Here is a 16,177-nt window from a genome sequence, read left to right as displayed (position 1 = left end):
CCTTCGTCTGCACTGACGGTGTGCCCAGTCTGCGGGCGCGGGCCGGAGTGGTCTATCCGGTCCGCGCGGGACTGTCCGCCGTGCGCGAGGCGCGCAGCGTCGTGGACGGCGTGATTCCGTAGCGCAGCCGGTAATCGCGTGAGAACCGGCCGAAGTGAAGGAAGCCGCAAGCCAGCGCGATCTCGGCGACCGAGGAGGTGGGCCCGGCGGCGGACAGCATCCGGTGGGCGCGCTCCAGCCGCAGCTCGCGCTGGTAATGGGTCACGGTGGTGCCGAACCGCGAACGGAAACCCTCCTGCAGGGTGCGGAGGCTCACCCCGGCCGCGCGTGCCAGTTCCGCGGGCGGCGTCGAGGGTTGCGCCAGGAGGACCTCGGCCGCGACACCCGCGGCGCGGTACCCGCGGGTGCCGCCGCCGCGGAACATCGCGCGGGCGTGGTCGTGGGGTTGCGCGAGCAGCAGCGCCGTCACCAGCATGCGTTCCAGTTCGACACCGGCGGCCGCCGGCAGGACACCGGTGTCGAACCGGTCCACCGTGGACACGGCGAGTCGCAGCAGATCCGGCCACGGTGAGCCGGCGGGCACCTCCTGCCCGAACACCAGGTGGCCCGCGGGCTCGGCCCCGAGTCCGGAGTACGCCCGCTCGACCACGTCCCCCGGCACCTTGGCGGCGAGTTGCACGGTCCCGGGCGCGAACCGCAGGTGCAACCGCTCGCCGGGCGAAATGACGCACGCCTGTCCGCGGCCGGCGCGGCGGCGGCCGAGGCCGGTGGTCGCGTCGAGGACTCCGTCGAGGATGAGCTGCAGGGTGTAGTACTCCATGGGCGCCAGCGCTGTCACTTCGGCCTCGCCGTCGTACACGGCGTACAGCAGTGTCGACGAGCCGATCGTGACCGCGTTGAGCCGGGCGCCGAACTCCCGGGGCCGTCGCACCCGGAGCCGGTGCGAGGACATCACGCGCCCGGCGGTGACCTCGGCCTCGTCGCGGTCGGTGGTGCGCAGCCGCGCGTGCCGGCACAGGGGTACCGGGGGCGCCGTCACGGCTCGTCCCCCAGCGTTTCGGCGAGCTTCCGCAGGCGGCGGCGGTCGATCTTGCCGACCTGGCTGACGCGCGGCATCTCGGGCAGCACGACCACCCGCTCCGGCCACTTGTACTTCGCGACCTCCAGCCGTTCGAAGTGGGCGCGGACCTCGGCCAGGTCGATCCGCGCACCCTGCCGCGTCACGACGAACGCGCAGGCCCGCTCGCCCAGCCGCGCATCCGGCATCGGCACGAGCGCCGCCTCGGCGACCGCGTCGTGGGAACCGAGGAGGAGCTCGACCTCTTCGGTGTTGATCTTCTCGCCACCGCGGCTGATCATGTTCTTGATCCGGCCCTCGACGGTGTAGCAGCGGACGCCGCCGATCGTCCGTTCCGCCATCAGGTCGCCGGTGCGGTAGAAGCCGTCCGCCGTGAACGCGCGCCGGTTGTGCTCGGCCGCGTCGTAGTAGCCGTGCAAGGTGTAGGGGCCACGGGCACACAGCTCTCCCACCTCGCCGGGCGCCACCTCCCGCTCGGTTCCCGGTTCGTACAGCCGGATCTCGTCGGCCGGGGAGATCGGGACGCCGACGCTCGCCGCGCGGGCCTCCAACGGGAAGTCGAGCGGGGTGGTGAGGCAGAGCCCTTCGCTCATCCCGAAGATCTGGCCGCCCCAGATCCCGAGTTCCGCCAGCGCGTCCATGGTCCGGCGTGGTACCTTCTTGCCGCTGAACAGAACCCGTCGCAGGGTGGTCGCGGTGGCCAGGTCCGGGTGGAGCGCCAGGTCGAAGGCGAAGGGGCCGAGCAGGACGTCGGTCGCCCCGTTGCCGACGACCAGGTCGAGCGCGGCCGAGGCGTCGGGGGTGCCGAGCACGAGGGTCGCGCCGACGCTGTGCGGGCCCTGCAGGCCGATGATGATGCCCGCGTTGTGCACGATCGGCATCATGAACGCGATGCGGTCGCCCGGCCCCCAGCCCATCGCCTTGGCGAGACTCGCACCGTAGTGCCAGTAGGGGGCCTGCAGGCACGGGATCACCTTCGGCACCCCGGTGGTGCCCCCGGAGAGCTGGAACACCGCGAGCGACTGCATGCCGAGCCCGGCCTGGATGTCTTCGACGATCCGGCGGGCCCCGGCGTCGTCGATGTCGTCGCCGAGACCGTCCAGCTCCACGGCCCGCGGGTCGTCGGCCGGTCCGTCCGAGACCAGGACCGTGCGCCCGACCCCGGCCGCCTCCGCCTGCTGGAAGGCGAAACGGACGAGGTCGAACCGGGGATCGCGGGCCGCGACGAGGTGTGCGACCGGACGGGTCTGCCGTGCGATCTCGCTGATCTCGTGCCCCCGGTGCAGCGGCAGCGTGCACACCGGCACGAGCCCGGCCTTGAGCAGGGCGTACCAGGCGATCACGGTGTTGGCCGTGTTGTGCACCTGCAACAGCACCGCCCCGCCTGGCGCCAGCCCGAGGCGGTGGAGCCCGGCGGCGCGCCGGTCGGTGACGCGGTCCAGTTCGGCGAACGTCAGCCGGGTGCCGCCGCAGATCAGCGCGTCCCGGTCACCGTGTTCCCGCGCGATGGCGTGCAGGTGCTTGGCGATGGTGAGCGGTTCCCACAGCCCGTCGCGGACGTACCGCGCCTCGTCCCCGGCGGGATAGCGGACGAGCTTCGTGTCGGGAGCAAGCGGCATCGCGTGTCTCTCCTTCGCAGCGCCGGAGGTGGTCAACGCAGGTCGCGTTCGTAGCCGAGGACTACGTCGCGGTTCTCCCGCCGGAAGTCCCGGTAGGAGACCCGTCCCGTGCGCATCAGGTACTCGAGCGCGAACTTCGTCGGGTGGGTGATGGTGCGGGACGGCAGTCCCTCGTACCAGGCGATGCTGCGTTTCGCGGCGGCCTGGAAGGCGTCCGCGACGGGCTTGCGCACGCGCTCGAACTCCTTGAGCCCCACTTCGACGTCCCACCCCGCGCGGGTGAGCGCTTCGGTCAGGTAGACGGCGTCCCGCATCGCGAACCGGGTGCCGGATCCGATCGACGGGTGCACGGTGTGCAGGGCGTCCCCGATCAGCACGAGGTTCCGGTGGGTCCACCGGGCACAGCTGACGAACTTCGTCTGGAACCACGGGGAGTGGTCGCTGCGCAGTGGCGCACCGTCCAGCGAGTCGGCGAACAGCCGCTCGCACAACTCGCGGGACCCGTCTTCGGTCAGCTCGGCGAACCCGAGCCGGTCGAACGTCTCCTGGCCGACTTCGACGGTGAAGTTGCTCAGCTCGGCCGAGAACCGCGAGGCGTGGGCCATCAGCACCCCGTACTCGCTGTTGCGCAGGATGATCGACGGCGGGTAGTGCTTCGGGGTGCCGTACCAGGCCAGCCAGTTGGTACCGAGTTCCACACTGGGCTGGAAGTGCTCGGCGAAATGCTCGCGGGTCTGGCTGTTGACGCCGTCGGCGCCGATCACCAGGTCCCAGTCGTCGAGATCGCTTCCGGTCACGTTCGCGTCGCAGTCGTGCTCGACGGTGACCCCGGCGCCGACGGCAAACCGCTCCAGCGTCGCCAGCAGTGACCAGCGGGCGTTGAGGTGGCTGCGCCCGACTTTGACCGGCACCCCGGCGCCGTCGAGGCTGAGGACCATCTCGTCGTGGCTGGTGTTGGTGGTCAGCGCGTCGATCACGTCGGGCGCGGCGGGCCGGAGCGCCCCGGCCGCGCTCTCGCTGAACGCCACTCCCCAGCCGTAGGTCACCCCTCGCGGGTTCCGCTCCCTGACGTGGATCACGGCGGAGGGCAGTGCCCGTCCGGCGATGATCGAGAAGAACAGGCCGGCGGGGCCGCCGCCGATCACGAGGATCTTCATGGCTTTCCCGGACTTCACTGTCCACCTCCCTGCCACAGCGCGACCTGACGTGCCACGCGCTCACCCAGTGCCGCCGCGGTCCGCAGGTCGCTGTCCCGCATGCCTTCCAGCCCCTGGTCCGAATTGGACTGTGCCATCGCCCCGGCGTACGCGCCGAGCCGGTTCAGCTCGGCGTCGGACCCCGTGCTGCGGCCGTTGCCGTCGAGCAGCCCGAGCCCGATCCAGACCATGCCGTGCTGCATGGCGAACAGCCAGAGCTGCGTGAGCGTGCTGAGCTTGTCCCCGGAGTGGCCGCTGGAGTTGGTGAAGCCCGCCGCGAGCTTGCCCTTCCAGCCCTGCCGGAGCCAGATCTTCGCGCTGCTCTCCATGAACCCCTTGAACACCGCGGAACCGCTGCCCATGTAGGTCGGGGTGCCGAAGACCAGCGCGTCGCAGTGGTCGAGCTGCCGGGGGTCGGCGGCGACCTCCTCGGCGAAGTACAGGGCGACGTCGACGCCCGGGAGCGACGCCGCGCCTTCGCCGACCGCCCTCGCTTGCGCGGCGGTGTGGCCGTAACCGCTGTCGTAGACGACTCCGATGGAGCCCACTTCCTTCACCTCGTTCTCCGTGGCGCCGCGGTGGCGAACCGATCGGCCAGCCAGCGTCCGATGTGGACGGACGCGGCGGCGTACCCCGTGGGTTCGCCTTCCGCGATGGGCTGACCGAAGTGCTGTCCGCGCACGACGTGGCGGGTCTTGTCCCCGGCGGCCAGCGCCGCGAACATGCGGGCGCTGACGGCGGGGAGCGCGGCCTGGTCGCCGCTGAACTCCAGGTAGAGCGTCGGCAGCGCGACGCCGGGGGCGCACCGCGCGAAGTCCGCGTTGGTGTGGTTCGCCGACCAGGTCGACAACCACGAGTCCGGCGTGGTGAGCCTGCCGAAGCCGACCAGCCCGTAGTTGGTCAGGTCCGGCCGGTGCCCGAACAGGGAACCGTAATGCCGGTCGTTCGGATCGATCGACAGGTCGGTGTAGCACGGGTCGGCGTCGGTGCGGTAGGTGGTGATGATCCTGGGCGCGAGACCGGCCCGCCGGTCCGCGGCGTCACCGGTGCGGGCGTAGCGGGCGCGGGCCTGCGCGACTTCGGCCGCGAGTTCGGCGGCACGGGCGTCGATCCTGGCGATCCGGTCCCGCTGAGCCGCCCGGTACGCCTGCAGGAAGTCCGCGCTGTAGTGGCTCGGCTCCGGCGGCGCGGCGAACCCGTTGCGCGGGCAGTACATGTCCAGCGCGGGATCCACCGACATCGGGTCCGCTTCGGCGGTGACGGAGGGGTCGACGCAGTGCAGCAGGACCTGCCCCTGGCCCGGGTGCGGGGCGAGGAAGATCGCGCCGTCCGGCACCGGCATCCGCGCGCCCGCCAAGGCGATCGGCCGCCCGGCGGGTGTCACGTCCAGCCGTAGTTCGGGTTCGAGGGACGCCTGCTCGATGTAGAAGGCCGACAGGGTGCCGCCCCCGGAGTGGCCGAAGGTCACCACCGCCTCGAACCCGTTGTCCCGGAGGAAAACGTGGCCCGCCGCCGCGTCCAGCAGAGCCTGCTCGTGCACCAGTGCGATGTCGTTGTTCGGCGAGCGTGAACCCTGCGTCCAGACCGAGACCCCGCTTCGCAGCAACAGCGGGATCATCGGGTGGTGCGTCACCGACTGACGCGGGTGCATGAGGGTCACCACCGTCGTCGCACCGTCGAGAGCGTGCAGCACGCCCTCGACCTTCGCGCCGTCGAAGGTGGTGAGCTGGTGGGCGCTCACCGTGACGCCGGGTGGCGCGTCCTCGGTGTGGACGTCCCGGCCCGCACCGAGCCGGTCCACCGCCGTGGTGCTCATTCGCCGCCACCGGCGGGCACGACCACCAGTTCCGCCTTGTCCCAGCGGCTCACCCTGCCGTCGCGGACGGCCGCGACCGAGCTGTACCAGACGGCGTTGCGGCAGCCGGTCGCGCCGCGTTCGACGCGGATCGGGCCGGGGGCGGCGACTTCGAGATAGGGGCCGCGGCGGCGGACGGTCACGTCCGGGTCCTTCGCCGCGACTTCGGCGAGCGGGCGGAAGTCGTCGATGTCGAGGACGAACAACGTGGTCATGCGAACGTCACCGGCTCCGGCTCGCCCTCGTACCGCTCGGCGATCAGCTCCGCCTTGCGCGCGTAGAACTTCTCCAGTGACGGCTCGGGCTCCCCCGCCACGTCCATGAGCGCGTCGACGCTCAGGTTGGCGTCGAGGTCGTCCTCGGTGGTGATCGCGCGCAGCGGCCGGGTGATCTCCATCAGGTACCCGTTGGGGTCGGTCACGTAGATCGACTCGACGGTTTCGTGCCGCACCTGCAGCTCACAAGGCCAGTCGCTCACGTCCAGCCGGCGCCGGTACTCCAGGAGGTCCTCCTCGCTGTCCACGTGGATCGCGAGGTGGCGGGCCCGGTGCAGCAGATCGGGAATTCCGGTGTCGCGGTACGGCTCGACCCCGAAGTAGTAGAAGAACGCGAGCCGGTCGCCGTTGCCGATGTCGAAGAAGAAGTGGATGAAGTCCGGGTGGTCGCCGGGCCCCCAGCCGAGGGCGCAGGTCGCGTGGACGACCGGGAAGCCGAGGACGTCCCGGTAGAAGGTGATGGTCGCTCGCGGGTCGAAGGTCGGGAACGCCGCGTGGTCGACGCCCCGCACCGTGTGCGCGGGCCGGTCCCGTTCCGGGGATGACATCTCCGTACTCCTTTCGGACTGGGTGGGTGACGCGAGCGTAAGCCGATCCTGTCTAGCTCGTCAATATTCTGACGATCGAGTATCGTTCGACGCATGACGACACGAATCGACGTCCCGGTGGGCCGGGGCAGGATCACCGGGCTCACCACGGACGGCGAAGCGGGAACGCCACTGGTCGTAGCCCTGCACGGGGGTGGATACCACTCCGGATACTTCGACGTGCCCGGTCACTCGCTGCTCGACCTCGGCGCGGCGGCCGGGTTCGCCGTTTTCGCGCTCGACCGCCCCGGCTACGGCGGGAGCGACCCGTTGCTCGGCGAGGCGAGTTTCGCGGGCAGCGCCGAAGTGCTCGACGCGGCGATCGATACATTGTGGACAGAACACGGCCGGGGGCGCCCCGGCGTGGTCCTGATCGCACACTCCATCGGCTCGGCCATCGCGGTGCACCTCGCCGCACGCCACCCGCGCTGGCCGTTGCTGGGCATTTCGCTGCACGGCATCGGAGACCGGTCCCCCGCGCACATCGTCGACGCCTGGCACGCCATCCCCGCGGGCGCTCCGATGGAACTCCCGGCGGAACAACGGCGCGCCCTGTTGTACGGCCCGGCGGGAACGGTCGACGCCGGCGTCGTGGAAGCGGCGAAGGCCTCGGTGGAACCACTCCCGCTCGCGGAAATGCTGGAAATCGTCGGGGAATGGCCGGAGGACGTGGCCGGACTGGCCGCCGCGGTCACCGTTCCGGTGCAGTACACGCTCGCCGAGTACGACGGCCTGTGGGTCGTCGACGAGAACCGGGTCGAGACGTTCGCCGGGTACTTCACCTCCGCCCCGTGGGTGGACGCGAGGCTGCAGGCCGGCGCCGGGCACAACCTCGACCACCACCGGCTCTCCCGTGCTCTGCACCTGCGGCAGCTGGCCTTCGCGTGCGAGTGTGCGACGCGGGTTCCGGCGGCCGGCGACTAGGATGGCCCGGCAATCGCACGCGACGGATCGCGACCGAGGGGTGGATGTGGTGACCGCGGAGGGCTCCGGGGCGCGGGGGCGTTCAGGTGGGCGCCCGGAGTCCCGTCGAGGTGCGGCGCCCCGGCGCAAACTGCTCATGAGCGAGATCGTCGACCAGGCGATGCGACTGTTCGCGGAACGCGGCTACGACGGGACGACCCTGCAGGACGTCGCGGACGCGGTCGGGTTGAGCCGCCCCAACCTCTACAACTACGTCAAGAGCAAGGAAGAGCTGCTCGTCGCGATGGTCGAGGCGACGGCGCAGAGCGCGGCGAACTCGTTGCGGGAGGTCCGGCAGCGCACGGACCTCGACCCGGCCGGGAAGCTGCGCCTGCTCGTGCGCACCCTGGTCCTGCAGCGCGCCGAACGCCCCGAGCAGTTCCGCACACTCGACCGCAGCGACCAGGCGCTCCCGCCGGAGATCGCGAAGAAACACCTGGAAAGCAGGCGGGCCGTCCTCGGCGAGATCATGGCCGTCCTCGAGGAGGGGGTCACCGCAGGCCTCTTCCGCCCCATCGACGTGCGCGTCACGGCCCTGTCGATCATCGGCATGGGCAACTGGGTGGCCTGGTGGTTCCACCCGTCCCCGGCGCATCCCGCGGAACCCGTGGCCGACCAGATCGCGGACAACGCGGTGGCGATGGTGGCGCGGGAACCCGGGCGCACCCCGGACACGCCGACGCCACTCGGGGCGGTCGCACTGCTCCAGCAGGACCTCGACTACCTCACCCGGCTCCTCACGGCGGAAGAAGGACGAAGGGGCCCAGCCGGCGAAGGGTAGTTCCCCGGCGAACCCGCTCACCCCTCGTCGGCGGTGAGCACCCCCAGGATCTCGACCAATGTGGACAGCTGTTCCGCGGTCAGTGGGCGGAACAGCTCTTCCGCCGCCAGTTCGTAGCTGCTCGTCCAGTCCTGGGCCAGCGCGGCTCCTTGCGGGGTCACCCGGAGGAGCACGGACCGGCGGTCGTCCGCACTGGCCTGGCGTTCGAGCAGTCCGTCGCGGACGAGCGCGTCGACGAGGGACGAAGCGGTCCCCTGGGTGATGCCGACCGCGAGCGCGAGCTCGGTGACACGAACCGGTTGTGACCGTGCCACCTCGACCACCAGGCGGGACCTCGGCGTCGACACGCCGTGCTCACCCAGGCGCTCGTTGAATTGACGCACGAGGACCTTCGCCGCACGGCTGAACTCGTCGGCCACCCGCGCCGCGGGCACGCGTTCCCTCGCGCCGGACATCTCCACCTCCTGCTTGACGGACCTTCCTGCAGCAGGTTACATAGAGACAGATACATCGATGCCAAACTATTCGACGGCGATGCTCTTGCTGGGCGGGCAGCGCACGAGAAATGCGCGCAAAAGGAGTGGAAGCATGAAGATCTTCGTCACCGGCGGCAGCGGTTTCGTCGGCAGCGCTCTCGTCGATCGCCTCGTCACCGAGGGACATGAGGTCCTGGCGCTCGCCAGGTCGGGCGCGAGCATCGAGCGCGTGCGGGCGGCCGGGGCCGACCCGGTCCCCGGCGATCTCGCCGACCTGGGCAGGACCGATCCCACTGCACGGCCGTGGCTCGCGAGACTGCGGGAAGCCGACGCGGTCGTGCACGTCGCGGCCCACATGGAGTTCTGGGGACCCGACTCCCTCTTCGAACAGGCCAACCTCGTGCCGACCGTGGCCCTGCACGCGGCGAGCGTCGCCGCCGGGGTGCGACGGTTCGTGCTCGTCAGTGCCGCGTCCGTCTCCACGGGCAGCCAACGCCGTCCCGTCGTCGACGAACGAACTCCGGAAGGCCGGCCGAACCTCGCCTACAGCCGGGTCAAGCTGGCCACCGAGCGCGCACTGCTGAACGCCCGCGGCGGGCAGACCGATCTGGTGGTGCTCCGGCCGCCGTTCATCTGGGGCCGCGGGATGGCGACCCTCGGCCAACTCACCGAGACCGCCGAGGCCGGACGGTTCGCCTGGATCGACGACGGCAGGCACACCGTCGACTTCGTGCACGTCGGAAATCTGGTCAGCGCAATGGTTCTCGCGCTCACGCGGGGTCGTCACGGGGGCGTCTACCACGTCACCGACGGCACCCCGATGCCGATCCGGGACTTCCTCACCCCCTTGCTGGCCACGCGTGGCGTGGACTTGTCCGGCAGCCGCAGCGTGCCCAGGGCGATCGCGGCGCCCCTGGCGGCGATGATGGACCGCACCGCACGCCTGCTCCGCCGGAAGACGGCACCCCCGCTGACGAACTGGCTCGTCAGCTGGACCGGCCGCGACCGGTCCTACGACATCACCGCCGCGAGGACCGAACTGGGCTACTCGCCTGACGTGACCCTGGAGAAGGGCCTGGCAGAGATGAGGTAACCCATGCCAGCGAACACGGACGGCTCAGACGGTGATCACGGTCTTCCCGATCGTCCGCCCGCTCCCGGCCAGCTCGTGGGCGTGAAGATCACCTGTCAGAGCGCGGCTGCTTATGATGATGACGACGCGAAATGTCGAACGAACGGCGGACGGCTTGGGCGAAGACTACGTTCCGATCCTGGGCGAACTCGCGGGGCGATCTGTCGTCCCTCTGACCGATGTGCCTGCCGGCATGCGCGCCGTGACGGTGCCTGTCAAGAGGGATGGGGAGACGCGTGTTCCCCGCGACCGTCGCGGGCGTATCAAACCGGTCCGCGTTGATCTGGTCGCAGCTACACAGCCTGCCCTCTTCGAACCTCCTGACTCTCTCTCCAAGGCAGATCTCATCTGGGTGTTGTCGAAAAATTCAAGGCGCTGGGGATCGGTGGCCCGGAGGTTCGGCAACCGCAGTGGCGAGGTGGCTGCTGGGCTGGTCAGGCAGGGGGGAATCGTGCTTCGATGTGCCGTCGACCGTGACCAGCTTCGCCTTGGTTCGCCCGAAGGCTGGTCGTTGTCCCGCGCGTGGCGAGAACAATCCGCCGACGTGCTCGCCGAGTTGCGCCCACGACGCGATCCTGACGAGGTCAGAAAGGAATTGATGCGACTTCTCGATGGGGTCGAAGGTCCTGCCACCCTGGTGGCCGAGCGGGAACTCCTCCGTGCGGTACCCGCCGGCTCGCCGTTGACGGTCCCGGCGGGAACTTTCACAGCAGCCAAGAGCTGGGTGACGTATGAGGCGTCCTTGTTGGCTGCTGCCGCGTGGGTTGCGCTGGACCATGTTCCCGACCTGACGGAATTGGCGGGGCTTGCCTGGGGTGACACTCACATCACGTGGTCGACGGCTCGCTCGATAGTCTTCAGCCAGTTGATCGAGCAGGATTTTGCGACTGCTGTCAAAAGAGCCGACATCGATATCAGAATGCGCGGACCGCTGATCTGGCGTCAAGGCAGCGCCATCGCAGACGCAAGGCGTGCGCATCCCTGGATTGGGCTTCCCAGGGACGGGATGCGACTGGCCGGTGAGCTGGAGTACTCAGGTGTAGGGGTCTTGCTGGTCGAGAACGCAGCCAGCTTCCAGGAGGTCTGTGCGGACCCTCAGATCTCGGGCAAGTGGCTCTGCATCTGGGGCAAAGGCAAGGCCATCGTGACCGCGGCGGAACTCATCAACGCCCTGCAGGTGACCAGGGTCGTTACCTGGCTGGACCTCGACGCGGCGGGCCTCGAGATCTTCGCCATGCTGGCCGAGCGCGTCTCCTGCGAAGTCATTCCGGTGGGAATGGATTTCGAGTTGTGGGAAGCCGGGCGTCCGCGAACGCGCCGCATACCGGAGGAGAACGACAAAGCCATCCGCGAAGACAAAGCGCTCGCCGCGAAGCTCATCGAGCGATTGCCGGCGTCGCTGCGGGAGGTCGCGGTGGGCATCATGCAGACGGGAAAGTCGGTCGAGCAACAGACCCTGCACCAGCAGATACTTCCAGTGCTCCCCGGCATACTCGAGGGCTTGTCGGCGACCTGAGTCGGAACTGCAACGACCTATCACTCACACCCAAGGTCGACCGGATCGTACCCAGTCGGCCGTCACCTCGACTCGCCGTTGTTCCGCGTCGTGAGCCCAGATCCGCACCGGCTGGTTGTAAGCATCGGTCAGGGCGGCGTGAGTGAACCAGAGAATCTCCTGGCAGGCCTCGGCTGCATCGTGCAGTACCGAGTCTTGGCAGGTACCGAAGATGGTCACGCCCTGCTCCTCCGCTACCTGCCGGAGTGCGCGAAGAACGTCTTTCCGGTTCACCTCGCCAAGAGAGTTTCCCAGTTCGTCGATCACGAGGACGCGAGCGCCGGGATCCTCGGCCGCTAGCAACGCGGCAAGCGTCACCTGGACCGCGTAGACCTTCACCTGCGCACCGTTGGCAACCTCGCGGTAACTGATCATCTTCCCGCCAGGGGAGCGTCGCCAGCGGGGCGAGACCTCCCAGTGCCATCTGCCCGTGGCGGTCTCGGGTCGTCTTGACACCACCTCCAGCTCCGCGCCCGCGCCCCCGCGGACCAGATCGAGCCGGTTGAGGGCCTGACTCATGCTGGCGAAGTGCCCTTCAATACTGCTTTCGATCATGTCCTGCAATGCCTGAAGTGCGCCGGTGCGTTCGTCGACCTCCCGCCCGAGGTCCCTGATCGTCGCGTCCCGTCGCGATCTCTCACGGCGGATCGTGTTCTCAGTGATGAGGTCCCGTTCACTAGAACCCAATAGACGGTTGTGCAACGGCTGGGACAACTCTTCGAACGACACGGACCCAGAGGTGGCGTCCTCGCCATCGGCGAGGTCCTCGCGCCGCTCGATGACCCTTTTGATGTCAGCCGGTACCTCGGGGGCGTCGGCACAGTAGGCGTCGAGCGCTTCCTTGAGGGCCTCCTGAGCTCTGTTGCGCAACCGCTTGGACGTCAGTCGCCGGGTTTGCTCGTCTTGGCGGCTCAGCAAGTCGTGCGCTTCTTCGAGCGTGGCCCCCCACCCGGTCTCCCAATAGGGCAGACGCAGATCCTCGAGAGCTTGTTGAGCCGATTTCTGTTCCCTCTTGGCCATCTCGAACTCACGATTCGCCTTGTCCGCGACACTCTTGGCCAGAGCGACACTCGTGCTGTGGTTTTGGGCAAGGTCGTGAGCTGCTTGCCAGTTCGTGAAGGCGGCCTCCTCCTCGGCGCCGAGGACGTCGGCACGGGCGACGCGTTCTTCAACGAGTGTCGAAAGCCTGGCTCGTTCGGCGTCGAGCTCGCTCAACCGTGCGGCCGCCTTGGCGCGCTCCAAAGCAGCGTCGGCCGATCGCACGGCTCGTTGGCTGGCGCCGAATTTTTCCCGCTCTTGACGGACCACTCTGTCAGCCGCGTCGACCTTGAGACGAGCGGCTGCGATACGCGATGCACGCCCCAGGAACGAGGCTTCGAAGCCGCCAATGGTCGCGATAGCGGCGTGTGCGTCGACCGCTCGGTCCGGCTCCAGGTGGTGCTCGTGGCGGTCAGCCAGAACGGCGAGTAAACCACCGACCGGGAGTGTGGCGGTGACGCCGTCCGGTAACGGGTTCGGGGAGTCTGGGTCGTCCGCGGACACGAACACGCTTCCTGGCAGTGTGCTGACCGCTGCGGCGGCGCGTTCCTCGTCGCCGTGCTCGATGACCACCGCCGACCGAAGTGACCACAGCAGTGGTTCCCACTTTTCCCGGGCGTGGTCCTCGATCGTGACGACGTCTGCGAACGCGGCGCCGGAGAGACCTTCGTCGGTAAGGCGCTCGAGAATGGACACTGTGTCCGTGCTGACGCCCTCTTCCGCTTGGCGAAGTTCCGTCACCCGCGCCGCGTGCGCGGATTGGGCGATCCCCAAGTCCGACTTCGCTCCTGCCTCACGGCCGCTCGCCTCGCGCAGGATGAGTTCGGCATCTTGAACGCTTGTTCCATCCCACCCGTCGGCCACCACGAGCAGTGCCGTTCGCTGGTTGTTCACGTTCGCGAGATTGTTCGAGAGGACAGCGTGTTCCGTGTCGTTGGTCTCTCTCGCTTCTGTTCGGGCAGACCATTCCTCCCGGGCGACCCGTTCAGTGTCGGCCAGATCACGACGCAGCGCGAGAATACGATGAGTTTCCTCTGCTGCGCGACGCGCCCCATCAGTCTGTTGTACAGATTCTTCCGCGGCCTTGACCGCCTGTTTCGCCGCCACGTGCTCCGGTACGAGGTCCACGTACCGCCGGGCGAAGTGAAGCCGCCACATCTCCCTGCCGTAGGCCAATCGCTCCCGTGACTTCTTCCGGTTCGAAATGCCCGCCAGCTCCGCTTCCTCCTCCTGCCAACGTCGGTGGTGATCGGCTTGCGCCTGTTCGGCGCCGCGTTGTTGTTCGGCGAGCGCGTTGCGTTGCGCCTGCTCGTCCTCGAGGAAGTGGTGCAGTCCGGCGAGCTCGATGAGCGAGCTGCCTATGGCATCGGTGGTCATCTCGGTCATTTGCTGGGAGAGCAAGGACACGCTCGCTCGTCGCAACGTGGTGTCGAGGTACGCCATGCAACGTGGCGCATCGCCATAGAGCGTCTCCTGCATCTGGCGTGCCGACGACTGGTTGACCGCCCCGAGGGAAGCCCAGATCTCGTCAGCCTGGCTGTAGCGGATCTCGTCGGTTTCACCGTCCGCCACGTGCATGCCGTAGCACCAGCGAACCTGGAGGTAAGGAGACCGGCTTGCCAGTTTCACCCACACTGTCAGGAGGGGAATGTCGGTGCCGGCAGGGTCGTGAGGTTCGGCGAAGAGACCGACGATGTAACCGTGGCCCGGGGCCGCGAAACGTGCCTCGTCCACTCCGGCCGCGTCCGGCTTGAAGAGGAGGCCAGATGCGAGCTGGCCGCCGTTGACATCGAGCCGCCACTGTGGATCGGCGAGCAGGACGGTGACGGCGGCCAGGAAACTGGTCTTGCCAGAACCGTTGCTGTCGCTCTTCGGCCCTACACCCGACACCGCGATGAAGGTCCCGGCGACGATGGGTATCGCGTGTGTGGTGAGTCGGGCGACGTCGAAGGTCTGTACGGCCACGAGTTCGCGAGTGCCCACCACACCCCTGGTCTGGTGGTGCTGCCCCACCGAGTGCTGGTTCATAGACAGGTCGGGGTTCCCTTCAGGTAGCGCGTGCCTGGCGACGAAGGCGGATGGATTCCGCCAGCAAACCGTGAGGTTCGCTGAGCAACACGAGTTCTTCGAAGATCGATTCGGTGGCCTGCGGTGTCAGCCGGTTGAACTGGGGTCCCGGTACCACGCCGTGGTTCCGTCCGTAGCCGAGGATCTTGGCATCCCGCAGGCGACGCAGGCTGTTCTTGATCGTTGCCTCCGGCAGCTTGGAGTTGGTCAGGATCCGCGGAGGCACCGATTCGGACACCGTCCAATCCGAGTTCGGGGGGATGATGCCGCGGGCACGCGGGATTGCCACGGCGTGCAGCAGCACGAGAGCAAGGACGGCCCGGTCGTCAGGGGGCAGTACGCCCAAGCCTGTCGTCGTCAACGCGTGCGCCACCGCGTCGGAGTATCCCGACAGGAAACCCTCACGGGTCTCGAGCAAGACCCGGCCGGATTCAGCGAGGATCCGCTCCACGCTGGCACGCAGGGCTTCGTCGGAAAGCGCCCGGAACGCGTTCTTGGGCACGGGTTGTTCTGCTTCCTCGATGGCACGGACCGCGACGAGCACATGTTCCCTACCCTTCTGGTCCAATGCCGTCAGAGACAACCCGCGCTCCATCGAGCGCGTCGCGGGATCCTTCGTGGAACTAGAGGTGTTCTGATAAGTGAGGGAAACAGCCGAGACTGGTGGTCGTCTGGCATGAGACGAAGATGGATCCGAGGCCGGTGGTTCAGGCAAACGAGACCATGTCTGCCTGAGCACGGCGACCTCCTGATCGGTCCACGTCGCTACGGCCGGCCCCATCGTCAGTGCACCGGCCGCACGGTCGATCTCGATGAGACCGGCGGCTTCGAGCGTGGTCAGCGCTCCCTTGGCGTGCATTTCCGTCGCCCGCCGGGGCTCTTCTTCATCGCTCGTGGCTCCAAGGGCCACGACTACAGCGAGCACGTCCTGTATTTTGGCTACGGCCGACGGGTAGAGCGGCGTCGCCGGATCCCGCCAGCAACAGCGCACGCACGCGGCAAAAGTTCGCAACAGCCGCGGAGGTGCAGGACGGGCCGAACGAATCCCGTCGATACCGTCCCCCAACCAGACGCCGTCGGCTTCCGGAAGCCAGCCCAGCGTGACTCGGCCTCCCGAGACGTCGACGACACGCCTTCCTGTCCGTCGGGCCAGGTCGTTCAACAGACGCGCGTGGCCATGCTCTGACGGTCCAACTACAGCCTGGAGCACTCTCAGGGCAGCGTGCAGTTCGGGCGGACGCATCTCGTAGATCGAGAATCGTCGTTCCCGGGGAGCACCAGGGGCGTCGTTCACGGCTTCACTCCGACATCCACGGTGGATGCCCGTCACTGGACATGTCACTCACGTCGTGCATCTGGGCGATCCCAGTCCGGCGCACGCTCACGGGCGACAGATGCGTTACCTCACCGGGTGGGTCGACGATCAGTGCTTCGCCGAGTTCGACCTCGTACGGCAACGCGGGATCGGCGTGTGCGGCGAGCAGTTCCGCGACCTTCCTAGTGCCTCTTCAAGGAACGTTGACGTGGTAACCGTGTCGCGTGGACATCCGGGCGG

14 protein-coding genes are annotated in these 16,177 nt (G+C 68.4%); 4 read left to right on the top strand and 10 right to left on the bottom strand.

All coding sequences use genetic code 11. The features are described 5' to 3' along the window. Positions 1-52: 52 nt before the first annotated feature. The 7 genes from ABFX51_RS03575 to ABFX51_RS03545 are packed head-to-tail and all read right to left on the bottom strand — an operon-like array spanning position 53 to position 6,571. Positions 53-1,039 carry an AraC family transcriptional regulator gene (locus tag ABFX51_RS03575; protein WP_346052071.1) on the bottom strand — a complete coding sequence of 329 codons (987 nt, stop codon included), beginning with the start codon at positions 1,037-1,039 and terminating at the stop codon, positions 53-55. After that, positions 1,036-2,697, bottom strand: a complete 1,662-nt coding sequence (locus tag ABFX51_RS03570; protein ID WP_346052069.1) for an AMP-binding protein — start codon at positions 2,695-2,697, stop codon at positions 1,036-1,038. Before ABFX51_RS03570 ends, ABFX51_RS03575 begins: the two co-directional genes overlap by 4 nt. Before the next feature lie 32 nt (positions 2,698-2,729). Continuing rightward, positions 2,730-3,872 carry an FAD-dependent monooxygenase gene (locus ABFX51_RS03565; protein WP_346052067.1) on the bottom strand — a complete coding sequence of 381 codons (1,143 nt, stop codon included), beginning with the start codon at positions 3,870-3,872 and terminating at the stop codon, positions 2,730-2,732. After that, on the bottom strand, positions 3,869-4,441 hold the full coding sequence (locus tag ABFX51_RS03560) for a flavodoxin family protein (RefSeq protein WP_346052065.1): 573 nt from the start codon (positions 4,439-4,441) through the stop codon (positions 3,869-3,871). Before ABFX51_RS03560 ends, ABFX51_RS03565 begins: the two co-directional genes overlap by 4 nt. Before the next feature lie 5 nt (positions 4,442-4,446). Beyond that, entirely contained in the window at positions 4,447-5,709 is a 1,263-nt protein-coding gene (locus tag ABFX51_RS03555; RefSeq protein WP_346052063.1) for an alpha/beta hydrolase, read from the bottom strand. Continuing rightward, positions 5,706-5,963: a hypothetical protein gene (locus tag ABFX51_RS03550; protein WP_346052061.1), complete on the bottom strand. Its 258-nt coding sequence runs from the start codon at positions 5,961-5,963 to the stop codon at positions 5,706-5,708. The genes ABFX51_RS03555 and ABFX51_RS03550 overlap by 4 nt, the downstream gene beginning before the upstream one ends. Further along, the gene (locus ABFX51_RS03545) at positions 5,960-6,571 is read right to left on the bottom strand and encodes a VOC family protein (RefSeq protein WP_346052059.1); all 612 of its coding nucleotides are present in this window, start codon (positions 6,569-6,571) and stop codon (positions 5,960-5,962) included. Before ABFX51_RS03545 ends, ABFX51_RS03550 begins: the two co-directional genes overlap by 4 nt. Positions 6,572-6,664: 93 nt before the next feature. On the opposite strand from ABFX51_RS03545, the gene ABFX51_RS03540 reads away from it, so the two are divergent. After that, positions 6,665-7,534 (top strand): alpha/beta hydrolase, encoded by an 870-nt coding sequence (locus ABFX51_RS03540; protein ID WP_346052057.1) that lies wholly within the window; start codon positions 6,665-6,667, stop codon positions 7,532-7,534. A gap of 136 nt (positions 7,535-7,670) precedes the next feature. Continuing rightward, positions 7,671-8,354, top strand: coding sequence for a TetR/AcrR family transcriptional regulator (locus tag ABFX51_RS03535; RefSeq protein WP_346052055.1), 684 nt, complete (start codon positions 7,671-7,673; stop codon positions 8,352-8,354). 17 nt (positions 8,355-8,371) lie between these two features. Here the strand turns inward: ABFX51_RS03535 and ABFX51_RS03530 are convergent, their stop codons facing one another. Further along, the gene (locus tag ABFX51_RS03530; RefSeq protein WP_346052053.1) at positions 8,372-8,809 is read right to left on the bottom strand and encodes a MarR family winged helix-turn-helix transcriptional regulator; all 438 of its coding nucleotides are present in this window, start codon (positions 8,807-8,809) and stop codon (positions 8,372-8,374) included. 133 nt (positions 8,810-8,942) lie between these two features. Here ABFX51_RS03530 and ABFX51_RS03525 point away from each other — a divergent pair, with 133 nt between their 5' ends. After that, complete coding sequence (locus ABFX51_RS03525) at positions 8,943-9,923, top strand: NAD-dependent epimerase/dehydratase family protein (protein WP_346052051.1); 981 nt, start codon at positions 8,943-8,945, stop codon at positions 9,921-9,923. Positions 9,924-10,077: 154 nt separating this feature from the next. Further along, positions 10,078-11,478: a Wadjet anti-phage system protein JetD domain-containing protein gene (locus ABFX51_RS03520; protein ID WP_346052049.1), complete on the top strand. Its 1,401-nt coding sequence runs from the start codon at positions 10,078-10,080 to the stop codon at positions 11,476-11,478. Positions 11,479-11,502: 24 nt separating this feature from the next. Here the strand turns inward: ABFX51_RS03520 and ABFX51_RS03515 are convergent, their stop codons facing one another. Together ABFX51_RS03515 and ABFX51_RS03510 are read right to left on the bottom strand one after the other, a co-directional pair. Then, entirely contained in the window at positions 11,503-14,520 is a 3,018-nt protein-coding gene (locus ABFX51_RS03515; RefSeq protein WP_346052047.1) for a coiled-coil domain-containing protein, read from the bottom strand. A gap of 82 nt (positions 14,521-14,602) precedes the next feature. Beyond that, positions 14,603-15,547 (bottom strand): hypothetical protein, encoded by a 945-nt coding sequence (locus ABFX51_RS03510; protein ID WP_346052045.1) that lies wholly within the window; start codon positions 15,545-15,547, stop codon positions 14,603-14,605. Positions 15,548-16,177 lie beyond the last annotated feature (630 nt).

Origin of the sequence: Amycolatopsis dongchuanensis, from assembly GCF_039542405.1 — a bacterium.
Taxonomy (GTDB): domain Bacteria; phylum Actinomycetota; class Actinomycetes; order Mycobacteriales; family Pseudonocardiaceae; genus Amycolatopsis_E; species Amycolatopsis_E sacchari.
The sequence above is the reverse complement of the archived record's forward strand: the minus strand, read 5'-3'. Positions and strand labels throughout refer to the sequence as shown.